Source organism: Roseicyclus persicicus, from assembly GCF_012395815.1.
GTDB lineage: Bacteria > Pseudomonadota > Alphaproteobacteria > Rhodobacterales > Rhodobacteraceae > Roseicyclus > Roseicyclus persicicus.
Map to the genome: position 1 here is coordinate 45963 of NZ_JAAZQQ010000006.1, position 24351 is coordinate 70313.

Below are 24351 nucleotides of genomic sequence, written 5' to 3' on the forward strand. Positions count from 1 at the left end.
GGCTCAGCCCTTGTCCTTGCCCGAGGCGTGGGTGCCGCGCTCGCGGTAGGGCGTGGTGTTGTAATGCGCCCGGTAGCATTTCGAGAAATGCGACGGCGAGGCGAAGCCGCAGGCCAGCGCCACGTTGATGACGCTCATGTCGGTCTGCATCAGCAGGTTGCGCGCCTTGGACAGGCGCAGCTCCATGTAATACCGCTTGGGGCTGCGGTTGAGGTAGCGGCGGAACAGGCGCTCCAGCTGCCGGGTCGACATGCCGACGTCGCGGGCCAGCGTCGCGGGGCTTATCGGTTCCTCGATGTTCTGTTCCATCATGCGGATGACCTGCCCCAGCTTGGGGTGGCGCACGCCGATGCGGGTGGGGATCGACAGGCGCTGGGTGTCCTGGTCGGTGCGGATCGCGCTGTAGATCAGCTGGTCGGCCACGAGGTTGGCGAGGTCCTCGCCGTGGTCGTCCGCGATCAGTTTCAGCATCAGGTCGATCGACGCGGTGCCGCCCGCGGTGGTGATGCGGTTGCCGTCGACCACGAAGACCGACTTGGTCAGCTTCACCTCCTCGAATTCCTCGGCGAAGCTGTCCTGGTTCTCCCAGTGGATGGTGGCGCGCTTGCCGTCCAGCAGCCCCGCCTTGGCCAGCGTGTAGCCCGCCGTGCAGAGCCCGCCGATGACCGCGCCCTTGCGCGCCTCGCGCCGCAGCCAGGACAGCACCTTGCGCGTGGTGGCGGCGGCCACGTCGATGCCGCCGCAGACCAGCACCGTGTCCTCGCGGTCGATCTCGTCGAGGTCGCTGTCGAGCTTGAAGCCGATCCCGGCCGAGCAGCGCGCCACGTCGCCGCCCTCGCCGACCAGCGTCCAGGTGTAGAGCGCCTCGCCCGACATCCGGTTGGCGATGCGCAGCGCCTCCACCGCGCTGGCAAAGCTCAGCATGGTGAACTGGTCCAGCAGGACGAAGACAAACCGCCTCGGGCCGCTGTGCTCTGGCATCTGTCGCCTCTGTCCAACGCGTCGCGGGGCACCCTGTCGCCCGGCGGTCCTTGAGCGAAAGCAGGTTTTTTCAGCGGGTGCAATCCCCGGGGGCGGCGAATTTGGGCATTGGAAGCACGGCGGGGGCAGCCTATAAGCGGCCCCCGAGACGAGAGCCAAGGAGGTGCAGCGCCATGACCCGAGCGACCGGAGCGGCCTGGACGAAGACCGACTGGCGCGCCAAGCCGCGCGTGCAGATGCCCGACTACCCCGATGCCGCCGCGCTGGCCGCCGTCGAGACGCAGCTGTCCAAGTATCCGCCGCTGGTCTTTGCGGGCGAGGCGCGCCGCCTGAAGAAGGCGCTGGCCGCCGCCGCGCGCGGCGACGCCTTCCTGCTGCAGGGCGGCGACTGCGCCGAAAGCTTTGCCGAGTTCTCGGCCGACAACATCCGCGACACCTTCAAGGTGCTGCTGCAGATGGCCATGGTCCTGACCTACGGCGCCAAGGTGCCGGTGGTGAAGGTGGGCCGCATGGCCGGCCAGTTCGCCAAGCCGCGCTCGGCCCCGATGGAGATGGTGAACGGCGTCGAGATGCCGTCCTACAAGGGCGACATCATCAATGACATCGCCCCCACGCGCGAGGCGCGCATCCCCGACCCGACGCGGATGCTGCAGGCCTACACGCAGGCCGCGGCCTCGCTGAACCTGCTGCGCGCCTTCTCGACCGGGGGCTTCGCCGACATCCACCGGGTGCACAGCTGGACGCTCGGCTTCACCGACCATGACGACGCGGAAAAATACCGCGACATGGCGAACCGGATCCAGGACAGCCTCGACTTCATGGCCGCCGCGGGCCTGACGGGCGAGACCAACCACGAGCTGTCGACGGTCGATTTCTACACCTCTCACGAGGCGCTGCTGCTGGAATACGAAGAGGCGCTCTGCCGGCTCGACAGCACCTCGGGCAAGTGGCTGGCGGGGTCTGGCCACATGATCTGGATCGGCGACCGCACGCGCCAGCCCGACGGCGCCCACGTGGAATTCTGCCGCGGCGTGCTGAATCCGATCGGGCTCAAGTGCGGCCCGACCACCACCGAGGAGGACCTCAAGGTCCTGATGGCCAAGCTCAACCCCGAGAACGAGCCCGGCCGCCTGACGCTGATCGCGCGCTTCGGCGCGGGCAAGGTGGGCGACCACCTGCCGCGGCTGATCAAGGCGGTCAAGGCCGAGGGCGCCAACGTGCTGTGGTCCTGCGACCCGATGCACGGCAACGTCATCAAGTCGTCCTCGGGCTACAAGACCCGGCCCTTCGACTCGATCCTGCGCGAGGTGCAGGAGTTCTTCGCCATCCACCGCGCCGAGGGCACGGTGCCGGGCGGGGTGCATTTCGAGATGACCGGCAAGGACGTGACCGAGTGCACCGGCGGGATGCGGGCCGTGACCGACGAGGATCTGTCCTCGCGCTACCACACCGCCTGCGACCCGCGGCTGAACGCCTCGCAGTCGCTTGAACTGGCCTTCCTCGTCGCCGAGGAGCTGCAGAAAAGCCGCCAGGCGCTGCGCGCGGTCGGCTGATCCTCAGGCGCGTCCGCCCGCGATGACGCGCAGGGCGGGCGCGGCCTTCGGTGGGGCTGCAGGGTGACGGGCGGTGTCGCCCGTCGCGGGCAGCCCGTCGAGGCAGAGCAGCAGGCGCGTCACCATCCCCTGCCCATCCGCCAGCGGCATCAGCGCCAGCGCGCCGCGGCCCGCGGGCGTGGCCAGCCGCAGCGTCACCACCCGCGGGGTATCCAGCGCCGCGTTGGCCAGCGCCTCCAGCCGCGCGCGGTCCTCGGGCGCGACCAGCACCCTGAGCGGCATCCCCCGCGCCTCGCCGCCCAGCAGCCGCGCCAGCCGCCGCCCGCCGAGCCGGAACCGGAGCCGCCCGCCCGCGTCGCGCGCCACGATCCCGAGATCGGGAAGCCAGGGCGCCAGCGCCTCGGGGTCGAGGTCGGCGCGCGCGGGCACCGCGCGGCCCCGGCACAGCCCGCGCCAGTGGCCCAGCACCGCCGCCAGCCCCGGCGGCAGGGCCGCGCCGCCCGCCTCGTCGATCCGTGCGCGATCCATCGCCATCCCCTCCCGGCCGGGCGCGGGGGCGCCCCCGGGGGCGGGTTCCTTGACGCTGCGGCCGAATTGCTTACCCAATCGAGACTACACCGGCGGGAAGGGTCCGGGCAGGGGGAGAGTTAACGAATGGTTAACGGCAGCGCGCGGGGCGGGATCGCCTCGATGACGGGCTTTGCCGCGCGCGAGGGCGGCGACGGGCAGGGCAATGGCTGGAGCTGGGAGCTGCGCTCGGTCAACGGGCGCGGGCTCGACCTGCGGCTGCGGCTGCCCGAGGGCCTCGGCGCGCTCGAGGCGCCCCTGCGCAAGCGCCTGTCCGAGGTGGTCACGCGCGGCTCCGTCACCCTGTCCCTGCGCGTCAGCCGCGAGACCGGCGCGCAAGCCGCGGCGCTCGACCCCGCGCGGCTGGCGGCGGCGCTGGCGCAGCTGGCCCAGATCCGCGCCGCCGCGGATCAGGCGGGTGTCGCGACCGCGCCGGTCAGCCCGGCCGAGATCCTGTCCCTGCGCGGGCTGTCCGATCCGGGCGAGGGCCCGGGCCTGCCCGCGGCCGAGACGCTCATGGCCGATGCCGAGCCGCTGCTGTCGGCCTTCGACGCGATGCGCCTGTCGGAAGGGGCGGCGATCGCGGCGGTTCTGGCCGGCCAGATGGACCGCATCGCGGCGCTGGTCGAGGCCGCGGGGACCGCCGCCGCCGCCCGGGCCGAGCCGCAGGCCGCGCGCCTGCGGGCCGCCGTCGAGACGGTGCTCGCCACCGCCGACCTCGACCCCGCGCGGCTGGCGCAGGAGGTGGCGCTGCTCGCCGTCAAGACCGACGTCACCGAGGAGATCGACCGCCTGCGCGCCCATGTCGCCGCCGCGCGCGCCCTTCTGGCCGAGGGCGGGCCGGTGGGGCGCAAGCTCGACTTCCTGATGCAGGAGTTCAACCGCGAGGCCAACACGCTGTGTTCCAAGTCGCAGGATGCCGCGCTGACGGCCATCGGGCTTGACCTCAAACTGGCCATCGACCAGACCCGCGAGCAGGTCCAGAACGTGGAGTGAGCATGGCTGCCGCGACAGTCCCCCGCCGGGGGCTCCTGATCATCCTGTCCTCGCCGTCGGGCGCCGGCAAGTCGACGCTGGCGCGCCGGCTGATGGCCTGGGACCCGACGCTGAGCTTTTCCGTCTCGGCCACGACCCGCACGCCGCGGCCGGGCGAGGTGGACGGCAAGGACTACCATTTCCTGACCGAACCGGCCTTCAAGGCGCTGGTGGCGGACGGGGCGATGCTGGAACACGCCCATGTCTTCGGCAATTTCTACGGCTCGCCCATGGCGCCGGTGGCCGAGGCGATCGACGCGGGCCGCGACGTGCTGTTCGACATCGACTGGCAGGGCGCGCAGCAGATCCGCAACTCGGCGCTGGGGCGGCACACGCTGTCGATCTTCATCCTGCCGCCCTCGATCCCCGAGCTGAAGCGGCGGCTGGTGAGCCGCGGGCAGGACGGGCCCGAGGTGATCGCCAAGCGGATGCAGAAAAGCTGGGACGAGATCAGCCACTGGGACGGCTACGACTACGTGCTGGTCAACGACGACCTCGACGCGACCTTCGACCGGCTCCGCACCATCGTGACCGCGGAACGCCTGCGCCGCGCCCAGCAGCCGGGGCTGGCGGGCCATGTGCGCCGGCTGCACGACGAATTCCTGGAGGACCAGCCATGATCTACGCCCTCGACGGCCTCGCGCCGCAGATCGACGCCGACACCTGGGTCGCGCCGTCCGCCAACGTCATCGGCCGCGTGGTGCTGGAGGCGGGCGCGAGCGTCTGGTTCGGCGCCACGCTCCGCGGCGACAACGAGGAGATCCGCGTGGGCGCCGGGTCGAACGTGCAGGAAAACTGCGTGTTCCATACCGACATGGGCTTTCCCCTGACCATCGGGCAGAACTGCACCATCGGGCACAAGGCGATGCTGCATGGCTGCACCATCGGCGACGGGTCGCTGGTGGGGATGGGCGCCACGATCCTGAACGGCGCGGTGATCGGCAAGGGCTGCCTGATCGGGGCGATGGCGCTGATCCCCGAAGGCAAGGTGATCCCCGACGGGTCGCTGGTGATGGGGATGCCCGGCAAGGTGGTGCGCGAGCTCGACGAGGCGGCAAAGGCCCGCCTGTTGGCCTCGGCCGCCCATTACAGCGCCCGGATGCGGCGGTTCCGCGAGGGGCTGGTGCCGGTCTGAGCCCGGGGGCTCAGGCGGTCGACATCGCCAGCCCGTCCTCGCGCGCGACGTAGTTCACCGTCAGGTCGAGCGGTGTCACCGCGGCGTGGAGCGCGGCGAACTGCGCCTCGGCCGCGCGCAGCCGGCGGCCCGCCGCGCCCATGCCGAAGCGCAGCACCGACCACAGCGCCTCGTCCAGCGCGACGCGCGGGCCCGTGGCCTCGAGCCGCCACTGGCCGCCGGGGTCGGTGCGCAACGCCACCGTGCCGCCCATCGGCAGCGCGGTCTCGGCGCAGAGGATCATCAGGTAGCCGAGTTTCACCTGCAGCCGGGGCAGGTCCGCGCCCACGCCCCAGTCGACCGACAGGCGCGCGCCCTGCCACGGCGCCTCGGCGGTCTGGCGGGCCTCGCGCGCGCCGAGCACCTGCGCCGGCCCCGCGGCGCCGAAGGCGATGCGCAGGAATCGCATCCGCGCCTGCGCATCGCGCACCGCGTCGCGGATCAGCTCCATTTCCGGGCCGCGGACCGAGCCCGTCATCTCCAGCAGTTCCACCCCGTTGCCGATCGCGCCCAGCGGGTTTACGAGGTCGTGGCAGAGCCGCGAGCCGATCAGGTCGGCGAGGCTCTGGGCGCCATGCGGCGACTGGTCATTCATGGGGCGGGCCTTTCCATGCCGGACGATCTGAGCGCGATCCTGGAGCCGGGCATGTTCGTGCGCGCCCCCGACCGGCCCGATTGGGGGCTGGGCCAGGTGCAGTCGAACGTCGGCGGCAAGGTCACGGTGAATTTCGAGAACGAGGGCAAGCTCGTGCTCGACGCGCGCAACGTGGCGCTGGTGCTTGCCTTCCTCGATTGAGCCATCTCGTCCTCGCCTGCGGATGCCCCGACCGTGGCACGGCCCGGTTAACACGAGTTTAACGCGGCGGCGGCGGCGGTTTGCAAGCCCGCGCGGGGCTGCTAAAGGCGCATCTCACGGGGCACAGCCAGCCGCGCGCGGGGCGCAGATGCAGATCGACGACAGCCATTTCGAGCTCTGCCTCGCCGGCAGCGAGGCCGATCTCCATGCGGCGCAGCGCCTGCGCTACGAGGTGTTCGTGGCGGAACTCGGCGGCGACGGGCCGATGGTGGACCACGACGCGCGGCTGGAGGCCGACCGCTTCGACGCGCATTTCGACCACCTGCTCCTGCGCGACCTGCGCCGGCCCGAGGGCGACCGCGTCGTCGGCGTCTACCGGGTGATGACCGAGGCGGGGGCGGCAGCGGCCGGGCAGTTCTATTCCGAGGACGAATACGACCTGTCGCCCTTGCGCGCCTCGGGGCGGCGTCTGCTGGAACTCGGCCGGTCCTGCGTGCACCGCGACTACCGCGGCGGGACGGCGATGATGCATCTCTGGGCGGGGCTGGCCGACTACATCGCCGCGCGCGGGATCGAGGTGATGTTCGGCGTGGCAAGCTTCCACGGGCTCGACCCCGCGCCGCTGGCGGGGCCCCTGTCGCTGCTGCACCACCGCCACCTGGCCCCGGCCGAGCTGCGCCCGGTGGCGCGGGCGGACGGGTTCCAGCGCATGGACCTGGTCGCCGAGGCCGCGCTGGACCGGCCCGCCGCGATCCGGGGCATCCCGGCGCTGATCAAGGCGTATCTGCGGCTGGGCGGCTTCGTGGGGCAGGGGGCCTATGTCGACCGGGCCTTCAACTGCATCGACGTCTGCCTCGTGATGGATGTCGCCCGCATCCCCGACCGGGCGCGCGCGCTCTACCAGCGGGGGGCGGCATGAGCCCGACCTGGCACGGGCTGGAAGAACCCGCGCCGCGGCCGATGGCGCCCGGCGACTGGCTGCGCGTGGGGCTTCGCGGGGCCGCGATCCTGGCGCTGCTGGCGGTGTGCTTTCCGCTCCTCCTTGTCCTGCGCATCCCCGAGCGCCTGATCTGCGGCCTGAACCGCCCGGTGACGCCCCACATCACCCAGTTCGTCTGCCGCGCGGCCTGTCGGGTGCTGGGCCTGCGCCTGCAGATGCGCGGCGCGCCGATGACGGGGCCGGGGGCCTATGTGGCCAACCACGTCAGCTGGCTCGACATCTTCGTGCTGAACGCCTGCAAGCGGCTCTACTTCGTGGCGAAATCCGAGGTGGCGGGCTGGCCGGGCATCGGCTGGCTCGCGCGCGGCACCGGCACCGTGTTCATCGACCGCGACCGGCGGCAGGCGGCGGCGCAGACGCGGCTGTTCGAGGACCGGCTGCGCGCGGGCCACCGGCTCCTGTTCTTCCCCGAGGGCACCTCGACCGACGGTCGCCGCGTGCTGCCGTTCAAGACGACGCTGTTCCAGGCCTTCCAGTCCGACCGGCTGCGCGACGTGCTGCAGGTCCAGCCGGTGACTGTGGTCTACCACCCGCCGCCGGGCGAGGCCGACACCTTCTATGGCTGGTGGGGCGACATGCCCCTTGGCCCCGCGATCCTGTCGTCGCTGGCGGTGCGGCGGCAGGGCCGGGTCGAGGTGGTCTACCACACGCCCCTGCGCGTGGCCGATTTCCCCGACCGCAAGACGCTGGCCGCCATGGCCGAGGCCGAGGTGCGGGGCGGGTTTCCGCCCGAGCGCCTCGCCTGAGCTGTCAGAGCGCCGTCCAGCCGCCGTCCACGCTGATCGTGGTGCCGGTGATCTGCGCCGCGGCGTCCGAGCACAGGAACACCGCGGTGCCGCCCATCTGCTCGACCGTGGCGAACTCCTTCGACGGCTGGCGGGCCAGCATGACCTCGCGCACCACGGTGTCGCGGTCCATCTTGTGGGTCTTCATCTGGTCGGGGATCTGCGCCTCGACCAGCGGGGTCAGGACGTAGCCCGGGCAGATCGCGTTGGCGGTGATCGCCTCCTCGGCGGTTTCCAGCGCGGTGGTCTTGGTCAGGCCGACGATCCCGTGCTTGGCGGCGATGTAGGCCGACTTGTAGGGGCTCGCCGTCAGGCCATGGGCCGAGGCGATGTTGATGACCCGGCCCCAGCCGGCCTTGCGCATCAGGGGCAGGGCGGCGGCGGTGGTGTGGAAGGCCGAGGACAGGTTGATCGCGATGATCGCGTCCCATTTCTCGGCCGGGAACTCGGGAATCGGGGCGACGTGCTGGATGCCCGCGTTGTTCACCAGGATGTCGCAGACGCCGGCCTCCTCGATCAGCTTGCGGCAGTCGGCGCCCTTGGACATGTCGGCCTTGATGTAGCGGGCCTCGACCCCGCAGACATCGGCGATCTCTTGGGCGAGCGCGTGGTCCTCGTCGCGGTCGGTGAAGCTGTTCAGCACCACGTTCGCCCCGGCCTTGGCCAGTTCCCGCGCGATGCCGAGACCGATTCCCGAGTTGGAGCCGGTGATGACGGCGGTCTTGCCGGACAGGTCGGTGGTGATGGCCATGGGAATGCTCCTCGCGTCTGTGGTCGCCGCGACCCTAATGCTGCGGCTGCGAGAAGAACAGGGGAGGGCGACGGCCCGCCGCGCCAAAAAAAACGCCGGCACGAGGCCGGCGTTCAGTTATTGAGGCAGGTTTCATACAGGCAAGAAACCTATCGAGCAGTGCCACCTTTATAAGCAATGGGTTGGCCGATGTCCAACCGAAAAGTTTGAAAAGAAAAAGCGCCGCAGATAGCCTCGGCACCAACGAATGTTGAGGCAGGGGGGGATTGTTCCCGAATGACGACGAAATGTTTCAGATCCGCGCTGACCGGCGTGCTCCTGTCGCTGGGGCTCGCCGGGGCAGGTATGGCGGAGCCGGTCCACGGCATCGCAATGTATGGGGAGCCGGCGCTGCCGCCGGACTACACCCATCTGCCCTACGCCAACCCCGACGCGCCCACCGGCGGGCGCATCGTGACCGGCGAGGTGGGCGCCTTCGACAGCCTCAACCCGCATATCCGGCAGGGCTCGGTGCCTTGGCAGCTCCGGCACCTGGCCTACGAATCGCTGCTGGGCCGCAGCTGGGACGAGCCCTTCACCCTCTACGGCCTGCTCGCCGAATCGGTCGAGGTGGCCGAGGACAATTCCTGGGTCGAATTCACCCTGCGCCCCGAGGCCCGATTCTCGGACGGCAGCCCCGTCACCGTCACCGACGTGATCTGGTCCTTCGAGACCCTCGGCACCGTCGGCCACCCCCGCTACCTGGGCGCCTGGACGCGGGTGTCGGGGATCGAGGCGGTGGGCGAGCGCGGCGTGCGCATCACCTTCGCCGAACCCGACCGGGAGTTGGCCATGATCATGGGCCTGCGCCCGATCCTCCAGGCCGCGCAGTGGGAGGGGATCGACTTCGAGGCGTCCGGGCTCGACGTGATCCCGATCACCACCGCGCCCTACGTCGTCGATGATTTCGAGGCGGGCCGCTTCCTGTCGCTGCGGCGTGACCCGGACTACTGGGGCGCCGACCTGCCGTTCCGCCGGGGCACCAACGTGATCGACGAGATCCGGATGGAGTTCTTCGCCGACGGCACCGCGATGTTCGAGGCCTTCACCGCCGGCATCCTGACCACCATGCGCGAGACCTCGGCGCAGGCCTGGGCCACCAACTACGACTTCCCCCGCGTCCGCTCGGGCGAGGTGGTGCTGTCCGAGGTGCCGCACCAGCGCCCGTCGGGCATGACCGGCCTCGTGATGAACACCCGCGACGCGCCGTTTTCCGACTGGCGGGTGCGCGAGGCGATGATCCAGGCCTTTCCGGCCGAATTCATCAACCAGACGCTGAACGCCGGCGTCGATCCGCGGATCACCTCGTACTTTGCCAACTCGCCGCTGGCGATGCGGCCGGGCCCGGCCGAGGGGCGCGTGGCCGAGTTCCTCGCGGAATACGAACAGGTCCTCCTGCCCGGCGCGATCGAGGGCTACGTCATGCCCGTCTCGGACGGCACCGAGCGCAACCGGCAGGGCATCGCCACCGCGCTCGAGGCGCTGGCCGCCGCGGGCTACACGGTGCAGAACGGGGTGATGACCACGCCCGAGGGGGCGCCCTTCACCTTCGAGATCCTGCTGCAGACGGGGTCGTCCGAGAACGACGCCATCGTCAACATCTACACCGAGGCGCTGATGCGGCTCGGGATCGCGGTGCAGGTGACGCGGGTCGATGCGGCCCAGTTCCGCGAACGCCGCGACGCCTTCGACTTCGACATGATCTACGAGCGCTACGGCCTGTCGCTGTCGCCCGGCAACGAGCAGTACAGCTACTGGGGCTGCGAGGTGGTCGACACGCCCGGCTCGCGCAACCTGATGGGCGCCTGCCACCCGGCGATCGAGGGGCTGATCGGGCGGATGCTGACCTCGGAAAGCCAGGACGACTACGTGGCCGCGGTGCAGGCGCTCGACCGGGTGCTGACCTCGATGCGCTACGTGGTGCCGTTCTGGCACAACCCTTTCAGCCGCATCGCCTACAACGCCGAGCTGCACTACCCCGAGACGATCCCGATCTACGGCGACTGGATCGGCTGGCAGCCCGACGTCTGGTGGGTCGAACAGTGACCCGGGCCCAGGTCTGACACGGGGGAACGGCGCCTTCGGGCGCCGTTTCGCTGCCCGGGCCCCATGCGCCGAAAACGGCGGGCGCACGGGTCGCTTCCCGGCGCGACAGGGCCGGCCGTCCGGCGCCAGAAGGGCGGAACGGCAGGCGGATGCGGGACAGCCCAGATGCGATATGGAACCGGCGCGGCGCTGGTGATGGCGGCGGCGCTCCTGTGGTCGCTGCAGGGCCTCGCCTTTCGCCAGATCGAGGCGGCAGACCCCTGGGCGATCCTGTTCTGGCGCTCGCTGGGGATGCTGCCGGTGCTGGCCCTGTTCATCGCGGTCCGGGGGCGGGGGCGCCTGGTCGCGGCGATCCTCGGCGCGGGGCGGGACGGGGTGATCGGCGGGCTCGGCCTGATCTTCGCCTTCGGCGGCGCGGTCTACGCGATCCAGTCCACCACCATCGCCAACGCGGTGTTCCTGTTCGCCGCCTCGCCCTTCCTGACCGCGCTGCTGGCCTGGGCGGTGCTGGGCGAGCGCGTGCCGGCGCGCACCTGGGCCTCCATCGGGGTGGCCGCGCTCGGCATCGCGGTGATGGTCTGGGGCGGGCTCGACCGCGGGGCGCTGGCGGGCAACCTCGCCGCGCTGTCCAGCGCCGCGGGCTTTGCCGTGTTCACCGTCACGCTGCGCCGGGGCGGCATCCGCGACCCGCTGCCCGGCGTGGTCCTCGGCGGCGTCTTTTCCATGATCGCGGCGGCGGCCATGACCGGCCTCGCCGGCGGCACGCTGGCCGTCACCCTGCCCGACGCGGGCTGGTCGCTCGGCATGGGGGCGGTGACGCTGGCGGGGGGCATGGTGCTCTACACGCTGGGCAGCCGTGCGGTGCCGGCGGCCGAGCTGACGCTGTTCACCATGCTCGAGGTGATGCTGGCGCCGTTCTGGGTCTGGCTCGTGCTGGGCGAGACGGCCAGCCGGGCGACGCTGGCGGGGGGCCTCGTCATCCTCGCGGCGATGGCGCTCAGCGCGATCCGGCCGCGGCGGGGCGCGGCGGTGCCGGGTGCGCCGGCCTGAGCGCTACTCGGCCGCGTCGGGCAGTTTCTGCGGCGGGACGGCCGGGTTCTCGCCGTTCGGGTAGACCAGCCCCGCCGAGATGATCAGCTTGGCCGCGTCCTCGACCGTCATGTCGAGCACCATCACGTCCTTCTTGGGCAGGTAGAGCAGGAAGCCCGAGGTCGGGTTCGGCGTCGTCGGCAGGAACACCGAGATCATCTCCTCGGGCCCGTGCCGCTGCGCGATCTCGCCCTTGGCATGGGTCGAGATGAAGGCGATGGCCCAGATCCCCTTGCGCGGGTACTCGACCAGGCACGCCTTCTCGAAATTCTGCTGGCCCTGCTGCAGCACCGTCTCGACGATCTGCTTGAGCCCCGAGTAGAGCGACCGGATCAGCGGGATCGACAACACCAGGCTTTCGGCCCAGCGGATCAGCGACCGCCCGATCAACCCCTTGGCGACCCAGCCCACCAGGATGGTGAACACCAGGAACGTCGCCACCCCGAGCCCGCGGATGTCGACCTCGAGGCCGGTGTATTCCCGGATCAGGTGCACCGGGTTGTAGGCCGTGGGGATGAAGGGCAGCACCCAGCTGTCGATCCACCCGAACAGCGACCAGATCAGCCAGATCGTGATGCCGATCGGCGCGATCACGATCAGGCCGGTCAGGAAGTTCGACCGGAGCGAAGACAGGACGCCGCGGCGCGGCGGCGGGGGCGTTTCGGGCAGTTGCATGCGGGTCTTCGGGTCTGGGCGTGGGGGCCTGCCCCCCGGCCTGTTCTATGTAAGCCGCTGTCCCCGGCCGCACAAGCGGCGCGGCGCCTCAGGTCGCGGCCAGCGCCCGTGCGATGGCCGCGGCCAGCCGCGCATTGTTCAGGACCAGCGCGATGTTGGCCTCGAGCGTGCGCCCCTGGGTTAGCTCGAACAGCCGTTGCAGCAGGAAGGGCGTCACCGCCTTGCCGCTGATGCCGCGCGCGGTGGCCTCGCGCTGCGCCTCGGCGATCAGCGGGGCCAGCGTGGCGGCGGGGATCTCGGCGTCCTCGGGGATCGGGTTCGCCACCAGCTGCCCGCCCGGCAGGCCGAGCGCGGCGCGCAAGCCGTGGGCCCGCGCGATCATCGCCGGGTCGTCCATGCGCAGCGGCGCGGGCAGCCCGCTCTCGCGGCTCCAGAAGGCGGGAAACCCGTCCTGCCCCACCGCGATCACCGGCACGCCGAGGGTTTCCAGAACCTCCAGCGTCTTGGGCAGGTCGAGGATCGCCTTGGCCCCGGCGGCCACCACGCTGACGCGGGTCTGCGCGAGCTCCTGCAGGTCGGCGGAGATGTCGAAGCTGTCCTCCGCGCCGCGGTGCACGCCCCCGATCCCGCCCGTGGCAAAGACGCCGATGCCGGCCTGCGCGGCGCAGATCATGGTGGCCGCGACCGTCGTCGCCCCGGTGCCGCCGCGGGCGAGGCAGGCGGCCAGGTCGGCCCGGCTCAGCTTGGCGACCTCGGTCGCCTTGGCGAGCCGTTCCAGATCGGGCGCGGCCAGACCCACGCGGATCACCCCCTCCAGCACCGCGATGGTGGCGGGCACGGCGCCCGCCGCCCGCACCGCGGCCTCGACGGCATGGGCGGTCTCCAGGTTCCGCGGCCAGGGCATCCCGTGGGTGATGATGGTCGATTCGAGCGCCACGACCGGCGCGCCAGCCGCGCGGGCGTCGGCCACCTCGGGCGACAGCTGCAGGGGCAGGGGGGTCATGCGAGGTCTCCCGACACATAGGCGGCCGCGGCCGCGACGGCGCTTTGCAGCGCCTCCTCCGGGCCCGCGCCGCCCAGCTCCGCCGCCACATGCGCGGCCATGAAGGTGTCGCCCGCCCCGGTGATCCGCCGCGCCTCGACAGGCGGCGGCACCGCGGTCAGCGTGCGGCCCGGCCGCGCGTCGACGGCCATCTCGGCCCCCGCCGTCACCAGCACCCGCCGCGCCCCGGCCGCCACCAGCGCCTCGGCCGCCGCGGCGGCGTTGGCGGGCCGCGTCCCGGTCAGGAGGCCCGCCTCCTCCCGGTTTACGTAGAGCGTGGCGCGCGGGTGCCGCAGGAGCGGGCGCAGCCGTTCCGCCTTGCCGGGCGAGGCCGGCGCGATGCGCAGGTCGGCCGCGGCGAAGAGCGGGCTGTCCGCGATCTCGGCCAGCAGCGCCTCGGTCAGGTTGCCATCGATGGCCACGGGTCCGGCCCAGGGCGCTTCCGCGCTGCCCAGCCGGCCGTCGGCCAGCGGCGCAAGGATGCGGTCGCCCGCGGCCTCCAGCGAATGGGCATCGGCGAGTGCCGCCACCAGCGTCCCCTGCGCCTCGATCGCCATGTACTGGTCGGTCGGCAGGTCCGGGTCGACCGTCAGCACCCCGCAGTCGAGCCCCATCCCCTCGCAGGCCGCCACCAGCTCCCGCCCGGCCGGATCGTCGCCCACCACCGACACCAGCGCCGGCGCCAGCCCGAAGCGGCGCAGCGTCATCGCGATGTTCAGCGCCACGCCGCCGGGCACCTGCACGATGCGCCCCGGCTTGTCGTTGCCGAGCGCCATGGGCAGGTCGGTGCGCCCGATGATGTCCCACAGGACCGAGCCGATGCACAGGATATCGGGGCGTTGCGTCATGGCCCCTTGCCTAGCGTCGGCCCCTGTCGCCGTCCATCCTCCATCTTTGCTTAGGAAGTACTCCGGGGGGAGTCGCCAAAGGCGACGGGGGGCAGCGCCCCCCACCTCGACACCTCCCTCCCGCGAAGGGCTTGCCTTCCGCGCCGAAACCCCGTAACGGCACGCTCACTTCACAGGCGGAGGCGGGCCTGCGGCGGGAGACATCCCCGCAGTGTCCACCGGTTGGGGAAACCCTGAACCTCCGCCCCAGGCGCAAACCGGAAAGGAACAAGGCATGGCGCTTCCCGACTTCTCCATGCGTCAGCTTCTCGAAGCTGGCGTGCACTTCGGCCACCAGACCCAGCGCTGGAACCCGCGGATGGCTCCGTACATCTACGGCGACCGCAACGGCATCCACATCCTCGACCTGACCCAGACCGTCGAACTGCTCGACCAGGCGCTGCAGGTCGTGCGCGACACCGTCGCCAAGGGCGGCCGGATCCTGTTCGTCGGCACCAAGCGCCAGGCGCAGAAGCCGATCGCCGACGCGGCCGAGCGTTGCGCGCAGTATTACATGAACCACCGCTGGCTGGGCGGCACGCTGACCAACTGGAAGACCGTGTCGAACTCGATCCAGCGCCTCAAGCAGATCGACGAGCAGTTCGCGCACGGCCTCGAGGGCCTGACCAAGAAGGAACGGCTCGGCATGGAACGCGACCAGGCCAAGCTGCAGGCCTCGCTCGGCGGCATCCGCGAGATGGGCGGCCTGCCGGACCTGCTGTTCGTCATCGACGTGAACAAGGAAGACCTCGCCATCCTCGAGGCCAAGAAGCTGGGCATCCCGGTCGTGGCCGTGGTCGACACCAACTGCTCGCCCGAGGGCGTGGACTACATCATCCCCGGCAATGACGACGCCGCCCGCGCCATCGCGCTCTACTGCGACCTCGTCAGCCGCGCCGCGCTCGACGGCATGTCGACGCAGCTGCAGACCGCCGGCGTCGACATCGGCGCGCTCGAGGAAGGCACCGTCGAGGAGGCTCTGGCCGCCGACGAGGCCGGGGCGGCCGAGGAGGCCTGAGGCCCCCCGTCACCGGATTGACACGCGCGCGGGGCATCACCCGCGCGCAGGACGCTGAAGATTCAGGAGACATCGCAATGGCGATTACCGCTGCAATGGTGAAGGAACTGCGCGAAGCGACGGGCGCAGGCATGATGGACGCCAAGAAGGCGCTGACCGAGACCGACGGCGACATGGAGGCCGCGGTCGACTGGCTGCGCACCAAGGGTCTGGCCAAGGCCGCCAAGAAATCGGGCCGCACCGCCGCCGAGGGCCTCGTGGCCGTCGCCGTCTCGGGCGGCACCGGCGTCGCGGTCGAGGTGAACTCGGAAACCGACTTCGTGGCCAAGAACGGGGAGTTCCAGGCCATGGTGGCCAGCATCTCCGAGGCCGCGCTCGGCGCCGATGACGTCGAGGGCCTGAAGGCCGTCCAGATCGGCGGCAAGCCGGTCGAGACCGTCATCACCGACGCCATCGCCAAGATCGGCGAGAACATGGCGCTGCGCCGCATGGCCAAGATCTCGGGCGACACCGTGGTGTCCTACGTGCACAACGCCGCCGCCCCCGGCATGGGCAAGATCGGCGTGCTGGTCGCGATGACCGGCGGCGACGAGGCCTTTGCCCGCCAGGTGGCGATGCATGTGGCCGCGGTGAACCCCGCCGCGCTGGACGAGGCCGCCGTCGACCCCGCGATGGTCGAGAAGGAGCGCCAGGTCCAGATCGACATCGCGCGCGAATCGGGCAAGCCCGAGGCCGTGATCGAGAAGATGATCGAAGGCCGGATGAAGAAGTATCTCGCCGAGATCACGCTGGTGAACCAGGCCTTCGTCATCAACCCCGACCAGACCGTCGGCGCCGCCGCCAAGGATGCCGGCGCCACGATCACCGGCTTCGTCCGGCTCGAGGTCGGCGAGGGGATCGAGAAGAAGGAAGAGAACTTCGCCGAGGAAGTGGCCAAGGCCGTCAAGGGCTGAGCCTTTCCCGACGCCGGGACAGTGACGGACGGGGCAGGGGGCGATCTCTGCCCCGTTTTCCGTTCCCCCGAACGGCAAGCGGCGCCGCCAGGGATGGGCGGCGCCGCCGTTTCGGGCGCGGCGCATGGGACATGGGGATAGCGCGCCGGCCCTGTCCAAGAAGCGCGCACCGGGGCGAAATTGCGCCGCGGGACGTGCCTGTCCGGTTGCCCGGACGGGGCCGCTGACGCGGGAGAAAACCGCGGACGACCCCCTCTGCGTTCCTGGCAAATCGCCATCACTCGTGGAACGCGGGCAGCGTGCCCCGCGGCCCGCGATTTGGAAACGGAGGGAATCCTTACCCGCGATCAGCCGCGCTGGCCGACCGTGCCGATCATCCGGGGCGGGGTGGGGGGCGTCGAGGGGCCCTTGGGGTCCAGCCGGAAGATTTGGTTCAGGATCGACGCCTTGCGCACCGCCTGCGCCGTGGTCTCGACCCCCAGCGCGTCGCGCGCGCCGCGCAGATGCTTTTCCACCGTCGCCACGTTGCGGTCGAGGATCAGCGCGATGTCCTGCATCGTCTTGCCGTCGGCCACCAGCTCCAGCACCTCGGCCTGGCGCGGGGTCAGGAGCGTGCGCTGGCCCGTCGCCGGCAGCTGCAGGATGCACAGGTGCGCGACGTGGTTGATGATCTCGATGTCGGGCCCGTGCTCGGCCCAGATCGCGTCGGCGTCGGCCTGGGTCATGCCCTTGCCCACGGCCATGCCGATGCCGGCGTTGGCGTTCTTGATCGCCATCGGAAAGCTGATCGTGTAGCCCGCCAGGATCCCGTGCCGCTCGTTCAGCGCGCGCATCGCGCGCTCGCCCTCGGTCTGCGGCTGGTCCTTGACCTGCGCGTAGACCTCGGCCCAGGAGGCGGTGCCGGTGTTCTGGATCGCCCAGCGGAGCATCACCCCGTCGCGGAACATGCCGCCATTGACATAGGCCTCGACGTAATCCGTCGGCATGTTGGTCAGCAGCAGCGCGTCCTCGGGGTTGTCATAGAGCCCGGTGCCGCGGAACGCGTTGAAGGCGTAGAACAGCCGGTCGAAGCCGAAGCCCGCCATCACGCGGGTGTGGTGGGCCCAGAGGTCCTCGACCGTGGTCATCTGCAGGTAGGGGCGAAGCAGTCTCATGTCGGCAACGGCGCTCCGGTCAGGTGGCCATGGAGCGCCTCGAGCGCGAGGCCGTAGCCGCGTGCCCCGAACCCCTGGATCACGCCCAGACAGACCGGCGCGATCAGCGAGACGTGGCGAAAGCTCTCCCGGGCATGGGTGTTGGACAGGTGCAGCTCGACCACCGGCAGCTCGGTCGCCGTGATCGCGTCGCGCAGCGCGACGGAGGTGTGCGTGTAGGCGCCCGCGTTCAGGACGACGCCCGCCATGGCGCCGCGCGCGGCGTGCAGGTGGTCGATCAGCGCGCCTTCGTGGTTGGACTGCGCGCAGGTGACCGCGAGGCCCAGCCGCGCGGCGTGGGCCGCGCAGGCGGCCTCGATGTCGGCCAGCGTCGTGGTGCCGTAAATCGCCGGTTCCCGCGTGCCAAGCAGGTTCAGGTTCGGGCCATTCAAGACCAGAATATTCATGTGCCATCCCTTTGCGCCCAGCATAGGCGCCAATCCCGACGCGGAGGAAGGCGGGAAAGTGGCGCTACGTCAAGGGGTTGCAGGATGTGTTGCACGACGGCCGCGCAACGGCGACCGCCGATGGGCGACAGGTTGTCCAACGTTATCAGGTATCTGCGGGGCGTTCTTGCAGCGATGTGCCGAGGGCCCGCGCACGGAAGGCGCTTGAAATGCAGGGCGGTCTGAGGCAGGGCTGATCCACGGGATGCCCGATCTGGATGCATCTATAATTAACATAATCATGATTACAGGATAAACACACGTGACCAGCCCCGCGCTGACGGACCTGCTCCCCTTCGGCTACATCGACGCCCATCACCATGTCTGGGCGCCGGACAGCCGCGGCGACGAGATCGGCTATGGCTGGCTGCGCGACATCGGCGCGCCCAAGCCCTTCGGCGACCCGACCCCGATCCAGCGCGACTACCTCTGGCCCGAGTTCCTGGCCGAGGCGCCGCTGCCGCCCGCAGCCTCGGTCCATGTGCAGACCGACGGCGCCCTGCCCGACCCGGTGGCCGAAACGCGCTTCGTCCACGAAACCGCCGGCGCGCATCGCGTTGCGATCGTCGGTCTCGTCGACCTGGCGCGCGGCGACGTGGCGGCCACGCTGGCGCGGCACCGCGAAACGCCGGGCTTCACCGGCGTGCGCCAGATCGTCAGCCACCTGCCCGGCCAGCCCGCCCTCAGCTTCGCCGCACGGCCGCTCCTGTCCGACCCCGCCTGGCGCGCGGGTCTTGCGCAGGTGGCCGCCGCCGGCCTGTCTTTCGACCTGCAATGCTACCCCGAGCAGATGGCCGAGGCCGCCGAGGTCTTTGCCGCGCACCCCGAGATGCCCGTGATCCTCGACCATGCCGGCAGCCCCCGGCACGGCGCCGATGCGGTGTGGCGCGACGGTACGGCGCGTCTGGCCAAGCTTCCGCAGGTTTCGGTCAAACTGTCCGGCTGGGGCATGTTCGACGCGGGCTGGACCGCCGGGACCATCGCGCCGATGGTCGCGCATCTGATGGCGGAATTCGGGGCCGACAGGCTCATGTGGGGCTCGAACTTCCCCGTGGAATGCCTTGCAAAACCTTACGAAAACGTCCTGCGCGACAGCGTCGCGGCGGTCGCGCGGATCGACGCCGCCGCCCTGCCCGCCGTGTTCCGCGGCACCGCTGTGCGCGTCTACGGCCTGGATCAGCCGAGCGCGTAGCCCGCGCCGCGCACGGTGCGGATCGGGTCGCCGTGGTCGCCCGCCTTCAGCGCCTTGCGCAGCCGGCCGACATGCACGTCGACGGTGCGGCTGTCGACGTAGATGTCGCGGCCCCAGACCCGGTCGAGCAGCTGTTCGCGGCTCCAGACGCGGCCCGGCCGCTCCATGAAGGCCGTCAGGAGGCGGAACTCGGTCGGGCCCAGCTTCAGCTCCTCGCCGTTGCGGTAGACGCGGTGCTCGGCCAGGTCGACCACGATGTCCTCGTAGTCCAGCCGCTCGCCCACCGACGCCGGCCGCACGCGCCGGAGCTGCGTGCGCAGCCGCGCCAGCAGCTCGGCCACCGAATAGGGCTTGGTGATGTAGTCGTCGGCGCCGGTCTCCAGCCCGCGGATCTTGTCGACCTCCTCGGACCGCGCCGACAGCATGATGATCGGGATGCGCGCCGTCTCGGCGCCCATCTTGAGCTGCCGGCAGACCTCGATGCCGGACACATGGGGCAGCATCCAGTCCAGCACGATCACGTCGGGCGGCGTCTCGCGCACGATCACCAGCGCCTCGTCGCCCGCCTCGGCGGTCATCACCTGGTAGCCCTCGGCCTGGATGTTGTAGGCCAGAACCTCCCGCTGCGCGGGCTCGTCCTCGACCACCAGAACCGTCGGCTCGCCGGCCATGGCCCCTGCCCCTTACCGGCCCACGCCCGCGTCGTGCGGGGTGCTGTCTTCCTTCGGGCGCTCGTCCTCGGGCAAGTCGCCGGTGACGAGGTAGATCACCTGCTCGGCGATCGAGGTGACGTGGTCGCCCATGCGCTCGATGTTCTTGGCCATGAAATGCAGGTGCATGCAGGTGGTGATGTTGCGCGGATCCTCCAGCATGAAGGTCAGGTATTCGCGGAACAGCGCCGAATACATCTGGTCGACGTCGCGGTCGCGCATCCGCACGTCCATGGCGAGGCCGGCGTCGCGCTGGATGTAGGCGTCCAGCACGTCCTTCAGCATCAGCTCCACCTGCCGGGCCATGCGCCGCAGCGAGGCGGCGGTGCCGTTGACGGGCGGCTGGTCGATGATGGTCTCGGTGCGCTTGGCGATGTTCTTGGCGTAGTCGCCGATGCGCTCCAGGTTGTTCGACACCCGGAACACCGTCAGCACGGTGCGCAGGTCGCGGGCGATGGGCTGGCGCTGCGCGATGATGCGGGCGGCCTCGTCGTTCACCCGCTCGTCCAGCGCGTCGATGGCCTTGTCGCCGTCGCGGACTGCGCGGGCGAGCTCGGGGTCGCGCGCCTCGAGCGCCTCGGTGGCCTTGGCGATGGCCTCTTCCACGAGGCCCCCCATGCGCATGATCTGCGCCTGGATGCCCTCGAGGTCGCGGTCGAAGCTCGAGACGATATGTTCGGAATGCGGCATGTTAGCCTCCCCTGCCCTGCTCTGGCTCAACCGATCCGGCCGGTGATGTAGCTTTCCGTGCGCGGATCGTCGGGATTGGTGAAGATCTTGGACGTCTCGCCGTATTCCACCAGGTTGCCGAGGTGGAAGAAGGCGGTCTTCTGGCTGACGCGGGCGGCCTGCTGCATCGAGTGGGTCACGATGACCACCGAGAAGCGCTCGCGCAGCTCGTCGATCAGCTCCTCGACCTGGGCCGTGGCGATCGGGTCGAGCGCGGAACAGGGCTCGTCCATCAGCAGCACCTCGGGGCCGGTGGCGATGGCGCGCGCGATGCAAAGGCGCTGCTGCTGGCCGCCCGACAGGCCGGTGCCGGGGGCGTCCAGCCGGTCCTTCACCTCGTTCCAGATCGCCGCGCGGCGCAGCGACTTCTCGACGATCTCGTCCAGTTCCGCCTTGCCGCGGGCCAGCCCGTGAATGCGGGGGCCGTAGGCGACGTTGTCGTAGATCGACTTGGGGAACGGGTTGGGCTTCTGGAACACCATGCCGACCTTGGCGCGCAGCTGCACCGGGTCGACCTTGCGGTCGTAGATGTCCTCGCCGTCCAGCGTGATCTCGCCCTCGACGCGGCAGATGTCGATGGTGTCGTTCATCCGGTTGAGGCAGCGCAGGAAGGTCGACTTGCCGCAGCCCGACGGGCCGATGAAGGCCGTCACGGTCTTGTCCTCGATGTCGACGTCCACGTCCTTGATCGCGTGGTTGGTGCCGTAGAAGACCTGCACCTTGCGGGCCTTCATCTTGATGTTCTTGCTGTCCACGCCCCGCTCCGTCATGCGCATGTCGTTCATATGGGTATCCTCCATCGCGCTCACCAGCGACGTTCAAAGCGGCGCCGGAGCAGCACGGCGATCGCGTTCATGACGATCAGGAAGACGAGGAGGACGATGATCGCCCCCGACGCCCGTTCCACGAAGGCCGGGTCCGAGCGCTGGGTCCACTGGTAGACCTGCACCGGCAGCGCCGAGGCCGGGTCGAACAGGCCCTCGGGCGGCGCGGCGGGGTAGTCGCGCACGAAGGCGACCATCCCGATCAGCAGGAGCGGCGCGGTTTCCCCCAGCGCCTGCGCAAGCCCGATGATGGTGCCGGTCAGGATGCCGGGCGCGGCCAGCGGCAGCACGTGGTGGAACACCGCCTGCATCTTGGACGCCCCCACCCCCAGCGCCGCCTCGCGGATCGACGGCGGCACGGCGCGCAAGGACGCCCGGGTGGCGATGATGATGGTCGGCAGGGTCATCAGCGTCAGCACGAGGCCGCCGACGATGGGCGCCGACTGCGGCAGCCCCGCGAAGTTGATGAAGATGGCGAGGCCGAGGATGCCGAACACGATCGACGGCACCGCGGCGAGGTTCGAGATGTTCACCTCGATCAGGTCGGTCAGCCGGTTCTTGGGCGCGAATTCCTCGAGGTAGATCGAGGCCGCCACGCCGATCGGCAGCGACAGCACCAGCACCACCAGCATCATGTAGAACGAGCCCAGGATCGCGACGCCGAGGCCCGCCGCCTCGGGGCGCTGGCCCGACGCGTCGGGTGCGGTCACGAAGGACCAGTTGAAGCGCGTCTCGATCACGCCCACCTCGGCCAGCGCCTGCGCCAGCTGCAGCTGCTCGGGCGTGACGTTGGCGTCGCGCTCGGCGCTGGCCATGGTCACGCGGCCCTTGAAGAAGCCGTCGATCCGCCCGCTGACGAGCACCCGCAGCGTGACGGTCTGGCCCACGAGGCTCGGGTCCTCCAGCACCAGCGACCGCAGCTGCGCCGGGGCCTCGCCCGAGATCATCGCGGCCATGGCCTGCGGGCTCAGGTCATGCTCGATCCCCAGGCTCTCGACGTGGTCGATGTAGGACTGCGCCAGCACCGGCAGGTAGCCGAAGGTGGTGACGGCCGCCATCTCGGCGGGGTCGCGGTTGCCCTGCGGGTCGAGCCGCGCCTCGGTCAGTTCCACCGGGATCGTCAGGAAGGTCTGCCGGAAGGCCGACATCCCGTTCGACAGGATCGAGACCAGCAGCATCACCAGCGCCAGCAGGCCGACGATGACGGCGGCCAGCCCGTAGGCCCGGAACCGGGCCTCGGCGCGGTTGCGCTTCTTCGTGCGGGCGTCCTCGGTGAAGAGGGACCGCGCGGGGGCGTTTGCGGTCGCGTCGGTCATTCGTACTGCTCCCGGTACTTGCGCACGATGTAGAGGGCGAGGACGTTCAGCCCCAGCGTGATGACGAACAGCGTCAGGCCGAGCGCGAAGGCAACCAGTGCCTCGGGGCTCTCGAAGTTGGTGTCGCCGGTCAGCTGGCCGACGATCTTGACCGTGACCGTCGTCATCGCCTCGAAGGGGTTCAGCGACAGGGCGGCGGCGGCCCCTGCCCCCAGCACCACGATCATGGTCTCGCCGATGGCGCGCGACGCGGCCAGCAGGATGGCGCCCACGATCCCGGGCAGCGCGGCGGGCAGGATCACCTGGCGCACCGTCTCGGACTGGGTTGCCCCGAGGCCATAGGAGCCGTCGCGCAGCGACTGCGGCACCGCGTTGATGATGTCGTCCGACAGCGACGACACGAAGGGGATCAGCATGATGCCCATGACGACGCCCGCCGTCATCACCGAGGACGACGAGGTGCCGAGGCCCAGCGGCTGGGCGAAGTAGTCGCGCAGGAGCGGGCCGACGGTGATGAGGGCGAACAGGCCGTAGACGATGGTCGGGATGCCGGCCAGCACCTCGATCAGGGGCTTGGCGACGGCGCGGAACCGTTTGCCGGCGTATTCGGCCATGTAGATGGCGGCGAACAGGCCGATCGGCACCGACACCAGCAGCGCGATGATCGAGATGTAGAGCGTGCCCCACAACAGCGGGATCAGCCCGAGGTCCGAGCCGCCCTCGAAGGAGGGGCGCCATTCCAGGCCGAAGAAGAACTCGCGCCAGGGGTAGAGCTCGAAGAAGTTGAAGGTCTCGAACAGCATCGAGAACACGATCCCGACCGTGGTCAGGATGGCGAGCGTCGAGGCCAGCATCAGCAGCGCGAGGATCGCGCGCTCCACCGAGTTGCGGGCGCGGAATTCCTGCCGCGTGCGCAGGTAGCCGTAGGCCAGCCCGAGGGCCGCCAGCACGATCACCAGCCCGCTGCGCAGCGTGTCGGCGGTGTGGTCGAGCGCGCGGTAGCGCAGGGCGGCGGCCAGCACCTCGGGCGTCACCGCGCCGCCGAGCGCCACGCCGACCTCGCCCAGCCGGGCGCGCACGTCGGTCTCGTCGGTGCTGAGGCCGCGGGTCTCGGCCTCGCTCAGGGCGCCCGCCGCGACCGCGGTGTCGAGCCCCTCGGCCACCCGGCGCACGTCGCTCATCACCAGGCTGCGCGAGCCGATCTGCTCGATCGCGGCCTCGGGGATCAGGCTGGTCACGCGGGCCTGGATCACCATGGGCTGCAGGATCAGCCAGACCGCCAGCACCATCAGCGCCGGCACGACGGTCAGTATGGCCACGTTGCTGCCGTAGTAGTTCGGCAGCGAATGCAGCTGCCGCGCGTCGCCCCCCGCGCTCGCGATGGCGCGCTGCCGGCCGAGCACGAAGCCCAGGGCGCCGAGCGCGAGGACGATCACGAAGAGCCAGAGCAGCGGCATTGGGGGGTCCTTGTGAAACGGCGCCCGGGCCGGGGCCCGGGGCTTGGCAGGTCGAGGCGGGGGGCGCGCGCGAAGACCGCCCCCCGCCGCTGT

Annotated in this window: 26 protein-coding genes; 12 read left to right on the top strand and 14 right to left on the bottom strand. The window is 70.6% G+C overall.

Features of this window, described 5'->3' with window-relative positions; translation table 11 throughout:
- Window positions 1-3: 3 nt before the first annotated feature.
- A complete protein-coding gene (locus tag HCU73_RS15550) occupies window positions 4-981 on the bottom strand; it encodes a GlxA family transcriptional regulator (protein WP_168624401.1) in 978 nt (325 codons plus the stop codon).
- Window positions 982-1154: 173 nt separating this feature from the next.
- Between HCU73_RS15550 and HCU73_RS15555 the strand changes: the two genes are divergently transcribed.
- Window positions 1155-2534, top strand: coding sequence for a class II 3-deoxy-7-phosphoheptulonate synthase (locus HCU73_RS15555; RefSeq protein ID WP_168624402.1), 1380 nt, complete (start codon window positions 1155-1157; stop codon window positions 2532-2534).
- Between the two features lie 3 nt (window positions 2535-2537).
- Here the strand turns inward: HCU73_RS15555 and HCU73_RS15560 are convergent, their stop codons facing one another.
- Window positions 2538-3062, bottom strand: coding sequence for a PAS domain-containing protein (locus tag HCU73_RS15560; protein WP_168624403.1), 525 nt, complete (start codon window positions 3060-3062; stop codon window positions 2538-2540).
- A gap of 126 nt (window positions 3063-3188) precedes the next feature.
- On the opposite strand from HCU73_RS15560, the gene HCU73_RS15565 reads away from it, so the two are divergent.
- From HCU73_RS15565 to HCU73_RS15575, 3 genes are read left to right on the top strand one after another with little or no spacing between them, the layout of a single operon-like run.
- Window positions 3189-4097, top strand: coding sequence for a YicC/YloC family endoribonuclease (locus HCU73_RS15565; protein ID WP_239025605.1), 909 nt, complete (start codon window positions 3189-3191; stop codon window positions 4095-4097).
- Window positions 4098-4099: 2 nt separating this feature from the next.
- Complete coding sequence (gmk, locus tag HCU73_RS15570; protein WP_168624404.1) at window positions 4100-4756, top strand: guanylate kinase; 657 nt, start codon at window positions 4100-4102, stop codon at window positions 4754-4756.
- Complete coding sequence (locus tag HCU73_RS15575; protein ID WP_168624405.1) at window positions 4753-5271, top strand: gamma carbonic anhydrase family protein; 519 nt, start codon at window positions 4753-4755, stop codon at window positions 5269-5271. Before gmk ends, HCU73_RS15575 begins: the two co-directional genes overlap by 4 nt.
- Window positions 5272-5281: 10 nt before the next feature.
- On the opposite strand, the gene HCU73_RS15580 is transcribed toward HCU73_RS15575, so the two are convergent.
- A complete protein-coding gene (locus tag HCU73_RS15580) occupies window positions 5282-5905 on the bottom strand; it encodes a histidine phosphotransferase family protein (RefSeq protein ID WP_168624406.1) in 624 nt (207 codons plus the stop codon).
- A 15-nt stretch (window positions 5906-5920) separates the two neighbouring features.
- Between HCU73_RS15580 and HCU73_RS15585 the strand changes: the two genes are divergently transcribed.
- From HCU73_RS15585 to olsA, 3 genes are all read left to right on the top strand, one after another.
- The gene (locus tag HCU73_RS15585; protein WP_168624407.1) at window positions 5921-6106 is read left to right on the top strand and encodes a DUF3553 domain-containing protein; all 186 of its coding nucleotides are present in this window, start codon (window positions 5921-5923) and stop codon (window positions 6104-6106) included.
- Between the two features lie 148 nt (window positions 6107-6254).
- On the top strand, window positions 6255-7025 hold the full coding sequence (olsB, locus tag HCU73_RS15590; protein WP_168624408.1) for an L-ornithine N(alpha)-acyltransferase: 771 nt from the start codon (window positions 6255-6257) through the stop codon (window positions 7023-7025).
- The gene (gene olsA, locus HCU73_RS15595) at window positions 7022-7852 is read left to right on the top strand and encodes a lyso-ornithine lipid O-acyltransferase (RefSeq protein WP_168624409.1); all 831 of its coding nucleotides are present in this window, start codon (window positions 7022-7024) and stop codon (window positions 7850-7852) included. Before olsB ends, olsA begins: the two co-directional genes overlap by 4 nt.
- Before the next feature lie 4 nt (window positions 7853-7856).
- On the opposite strand, the gene HCU73_RS15600 is transcribed toward olsA, so the two are convergent.
- Window positions 7857-8642 carry a 3-hydroxybutyrate dehydrogenase gene (locus HCU73_RS15600; protein WP_168624410.1) on the bottom strand — a complete coding sequence of 262 codons (786 nt, stop codon included), beginning with the start codon at window positions 8640-8642 and terminating at the stop codon, window positions 7857-7859.
- Between the two features lie 276 nt (window positions 8643-8918).
- On the opposite strand from HCU73_RS15600, the gene HCU73_RS15605 reads away from it, so the two are divergent.
- Together HCU73_RS15605 and HCU73_RS15610 are read left to right on the top strand one after the other, a co-directional pair.
- Window positions 8919-10727: an extracellular solute-binding protein gene (locus HCU73_RS15605; RefSeq protein WP_168624411.1), complete on the top strand. Its 1809-nt coding sequence runs from the start codon at window positions 8919-8921 to the stop codon at window positions 10725-10727.
- A gap of 165 nt (window positions 10728-10892) precedes the next feature.
- On the top strand, window positions 10893-11777 hold the full coding sequence (locus HCU73_RS15610; protein WP_168624412.1) for a DMT family transporter: 885 nt from the start codon (window positions 10893-10895) through the stop codon (window positions 11775-11777).
- A gap of 3 nt (window positions 11778-11780) precedes the next feature.
- Here the strand turns inward: HCU73_RS15610 and HCU73_RS15615 are convergent, their stop codons facing one another.
- From HCU73_RS15615 to HCU73_RS15625, 3 genes are all read right to left on the bottom strand, one after another.
- Complete coding sequence (locus HCU73_RS15615; protein ID WP_168624413.1) at window positions 11781-12491, bottom strand: DUF502 domain-containing protein; 711 nt, start codon at window positions 12489-12491, stop codon at window positions 11781-11783.
- Window positions 12492-12579: 88 nt separating this feature from the next.
- On the bottom strand, window positions 12580-13494 hold the full coding sequence (locus HCU73_RS15620; protein ID WP_168624414.1) for a pseudouridine-5'-phosphate glycosidase: 915 nt from the start codon (window positions 13492-13494) through the stop codon (window positions 12580-12582).
- Complete coding sequence (locus tag HCU73_RS15625; protein ID WP_168624415.1) at window positions 13491-14381, bottom strand: PfkB family carbohydrate kinase; 891 nt, start codon at window positions 14379-14381, stop codon at window positions 13491-13493. Before HCU73_RS15625 ends, HCU73_RS15620 begins: the two co-directional genes overlap by 4 nt.
- Before the next feature lie 274 nt (window positions 14382-14655).
- Between HCU73_RS15625 and rpsB the strand changes: the two genes are divergently transcribed.
- Together rpsB and tsf are read left to right on the top strand one after the other, a co-directional pair.
- Complete coding sequence (gene rpsB, locus HCU73_RS15630; protein ID WP_168624416.1) at window positions 14656-15438, top strand: 30S ribosomal protein S2; 783 nt, start codon at window positions 14656-14658, stop codon at window positions 15436-15438.
- Window positions 15439-15515: 77 nt separating this feature from the next.
- Window positions 15516-16391, top strand: a complete 876-nt coding sequence (gene tsf, locus HCU73_RS15635; RefSeq protein ID WP_168624417.1) for a translation elongation factor Ts — start codon at window positions 15516-15518, stop codon at window positions 16389-16391.
- 347 nt (window positions 16392-16738) lie between these two features.
- Here tsf and HCU73_RS15640 read toward each other — a convergent pair whose 3' ends face one another.
- Together HCU73_RS15640 and aroQ are read right to left on the bottom strand one after the other, a co-directional pair.
- Window positions 16739-17545: a helix-turn-helix transcriptional regulator gene (locus HCU73_RS15640; RefSeq protein ID WP_168624418.1), complete on the bottom strand. Its 807-nt coding sequence runs from the start codon at window positions 17543-17545 to the stop codon at window positions 16739-16741.
- Window positions 17542-17991, bottom strand: a complete 450-nt coding sequence (gene aroQ, locus HCU73_RS15645) for a type II 3-dehydroquinate dehydratase (RefSeq protein ID WP_168624419.1) — start codon at window positions 17989-17991, stop codon at window positions 17542-17544. Before aroQ ends, HCU73_RS15640 begins: the two co-directional genes overlap by 4 nt.
- A gap of 301 nt (window positions 17992-18292) precedes the next feature.
- Here aroQ and HCU73_RS15650 point away from each other — a divergent pair, with 301 nt between their 5' ends.
- Complete coding sequence (locus HCU73_RS15650) at window positions 18293-19222, top strand: amidohydrolase family protein (RefSeq protein ID WP_168624420.1); 930 nt, start codon at window positions 18293-18295, stop codon at window positions 19220-19222.
- Here the strand turns inward: HCU73_RS15650 and phoB are convergent.
- Genes phoB through pstC form a run of 5 tightly spaced genes read right to left on the bottom strand, consistent with a single transcriptional unit; the run spans window position 19207 to window position 24258 of the window.
- Window positions 19207-19893 (bottom strand): phosphate regulon transcriptional regulator PhoB, encoded by a 687-nt coding sequence (phoB, locus tag HCU73_RS15655; RefSeq protein WP_168624421.1) that lies wholly within the window; start codon window positions 19891-19893, stop codon window positions 19207-19209. The genes HCU73_RS15650 and phoB overlap by 16 nt on opposite strands.
- 12 nt (window positions 19894-19905) lie before the next feature.
- On the bottom strand, window positions 19906-20622 hold the full coding sequence (gene phoU, locus HCU73_RS15660; protein ID WP_168624422.1) for a phosphate signaling complex protein PhoU: 717 nt from the start codon (window positions 20620-20622) through the stop codon (window positions 19906-19908).
- Window positions 20623-20648: 26 nt separating this feature from the next.
- Window positions 20649-21437 (bottom strand): phosphate ABC transporter ATP-binding protein PstB, encoded by a 789-nt coding sequence (gene pstB, locus HCU73_RS15665; RefSeq protein ID WP_420853589.1) that lies wholly within the window; start codon window positions 21435-21437, stop codon window positions 20649-20651.
- A 29-nt stretch (window positions 21438-21466) separates the two neighbouring features.
- Window positions 21467-22801 carry a phosphate ABC transporter permease PstA gene (gene pstA / locus HCU73_RS15670; protein WP_168624423.1) on the bottom strand — a complete coding sequence of 445 codons (1335 nt, stop codon included), beginning with the start codon at window positions 22799-22801 and terminating at the stop codon, window positions 21467-21469.
- The gene (pstC, locus tag HCU73_RS15675) at window positions 22798-24258 is read right to left on the bottom strand and encodes a phosphate ABC transporter permease subunit PstC (protein WP_168624424.1); all 1461 of its coding nucleotides are present in this window, start codon (window positions 24256-24258) and stop codon (window positions 22798-22800) included. The genes pstA and pstC overlap by 4 nt, the downstream gene beginning before the upstream one ends.
- Between the last annotated feature and the right edge of the window lie 93 nt (window positions 24259-24351).

What these genes read in the sequence shown, in the direction of transcription:
- HCU73_RS15550 (WP_168624401.1), bottom strand. Translation starts at nt 981, where the DNA reads ATGCCAGAGCACAGCGGCCCGAGGCGGTTTGTCTTCGTCCTGCTGGAC.
- HCU73_RS15555 (WP_168624402.1), top strand. Translation starts at nt 1,155, where the DNA reads ATGACCCGAGCGACCGGAGCGGCCTGGACGAAGACCGACTGGCGCGCC.
- HCU73_RS15560 (WP_168624403.1), bottom strand. Translation starts at nt 3,062, where the DNA reads ATGGATCGCGCACGGATCGACGAGGCGGGCGGCGCGGCCCTGCCGCCG.
- HCU73_RS15565 (WP_239025605.1), top strand. Translation starts at nt 3,189, where the DNA reads ATGGTTAACGGCAGCGCGCGGGGCGGGATCGCCTCGATGACGGGCTTT.
- gmk (WP_168624404.1), top strand. Translation starts at nt 4,100, where the DNA reads ATGGCTGCCGCGACAGTCCCCCGCCGGGGGCTCCTGATCATCCTGTCC.
- HCU73_RS15575 (WP_168624405.1), top strand. Translation starts at nt 4,753, where the DNA reads ATGATCTACGCCCTCGACGGCCTCGCGCCGCAGATCGACGCCGACACC.
- HCU73_RS15580 (WP_168624406.1), bottom strand. Translation starts at nt 5,905, where the DNA reads ATGAATGACCAGTCGCCGCATGGCGCCCAGAGCCTCGCCGACCTGATC.
- HCU73_RS15585 (WP_168624407.1), top strand. Translation starts at nt 5,921, where the DNA reads ATGCCGGACGATCTGAGCGCGATCCTGGAGCCGGGCATGTTCGTGCGC.
- olsB (WP_168624408.1), top strand. Translation starts at nt 6,255, where the DNA reads ATGCAGATCGACGACAGCCATTTCGAGCTCTGCCTCGCCGGCAGCGAG.
- olsA (WP_168624409.1), top strand. Translation starts at nt 7,022, where the DNA reads ATGAGCCCGACCTGGCACGGGCTGGAAGAACCCGCGCCGCGGCCGATG.
- HCU73_RS15600 (WP_168624410.1), bottom strand. Translation starts at nt 8,642, where the DNA reads ATGGCCATCACCACCGACCTGTCCGGCAAGACCGCCGTCATCACCGGC.
- HCU73_RS15605 (WP_168624411.1), top strand. Translation starts at nt 8,919, where the DNA reads ATGACGACGAAATGTTTCAGATCCGCGCTGACCGGCGTGCTCCTGTCG.
- HCU73_RS15610 (WP_168624412.1), top strand. Translation starts at nt 10,893, where the DNA reads ATGCGATATGGAACCGGCGCGGCGCTGGTGATGGCGGCGGCGCTCCTG.
- HCU73_RS15615 (WP_168624413.1), bottom strand. Translation starts at nt 12,491, where the DNA reads ATGCAACTGCCCGAAACGCCCCCGCCGCCGCGCCGCGGCGTCCTGTCT.
- HCU73_RS15620 (WP_168624414.1), bottom strand. Translation starts at nt 13,494, where the DNA reads ATGACCCCCCTGCCCCTGCAGCTGTCGCCCGAGGTGGCCGACGCCCGC.
- HCU73_RS15625 (WP_168624415.1), bottom strand. Translation starts at nt 14,381, where the DNA reads ATGACGCAACGCCCCGATATCCTGTGCATCGGCTCGGTCCTGTGGGAC.
- rpsB (WP_168624416.1), top strand. Translation starts at nt 14,656, where the DNA reads ATGGCGCTTCCCGACTTCTCCATGCGTCAGCTTCTCGAAGCTGGCGTG.
- tsf (WP_168624417.1), top strand. Translation starts at nt 15,516, where the DNA reads ATGGCGATTACCGCTGCAATGGTGAAGGAACTGCGCGAAGCGACGGGC.
- HCU73_RS15640 (WP_168624418.1), bottom strand. Translation starts at nt 17,545, where the DNA reads ATGAGACTGCTTCGCCCCTACCTGCAGATGACCACGGTCGAGGACCTC.
- aroQ (WP_168624419.1), bottom strand. Translation starts at nt 17,991, where the DNA reads ATGAATATTCTGGTCTTGAATGGCCCGAACCTGAACCTGCTTGGCACG.
- phoB (WP_168624421.1), bottom strand. Translation starts at nt 19,893, where the DNA reads ATGGCCGGCGAGCCGACGGTTCTGGTGGTCGAGGACGAGCCCGCGCAG.
- phoU (WP_168624422.1), bottom strand. Translation starts at nt 20,622, where the DNA reads ATGCCGCATTCCGAACATATCGTCTCGAGCTTCGACCGCGACCTCGAG.
- pstB (WP_420853589.1), bottom strand. Translation starts at nt 21,437, where the DNA reads ATGCGCATGACGGAGCGGGGCGTGGACAGCAAGAACATCAAGATGAAG.
- pstA (WP_168624423.1), bottom strand. Translation starts at nt 22,801, where the DNA reads ATGACCGACGCGACCGCAAACGCCCCCGCGCGGTCCCTCTTCACCGAG.
- pstC (WP_168624424.1), bottom strand. Translation starts at nt 24,258, where the DNA reads ATGCCGCTGCTCTGGCTCTTCGTGATCGTCCTCGCGCTCGGCGCCCTG.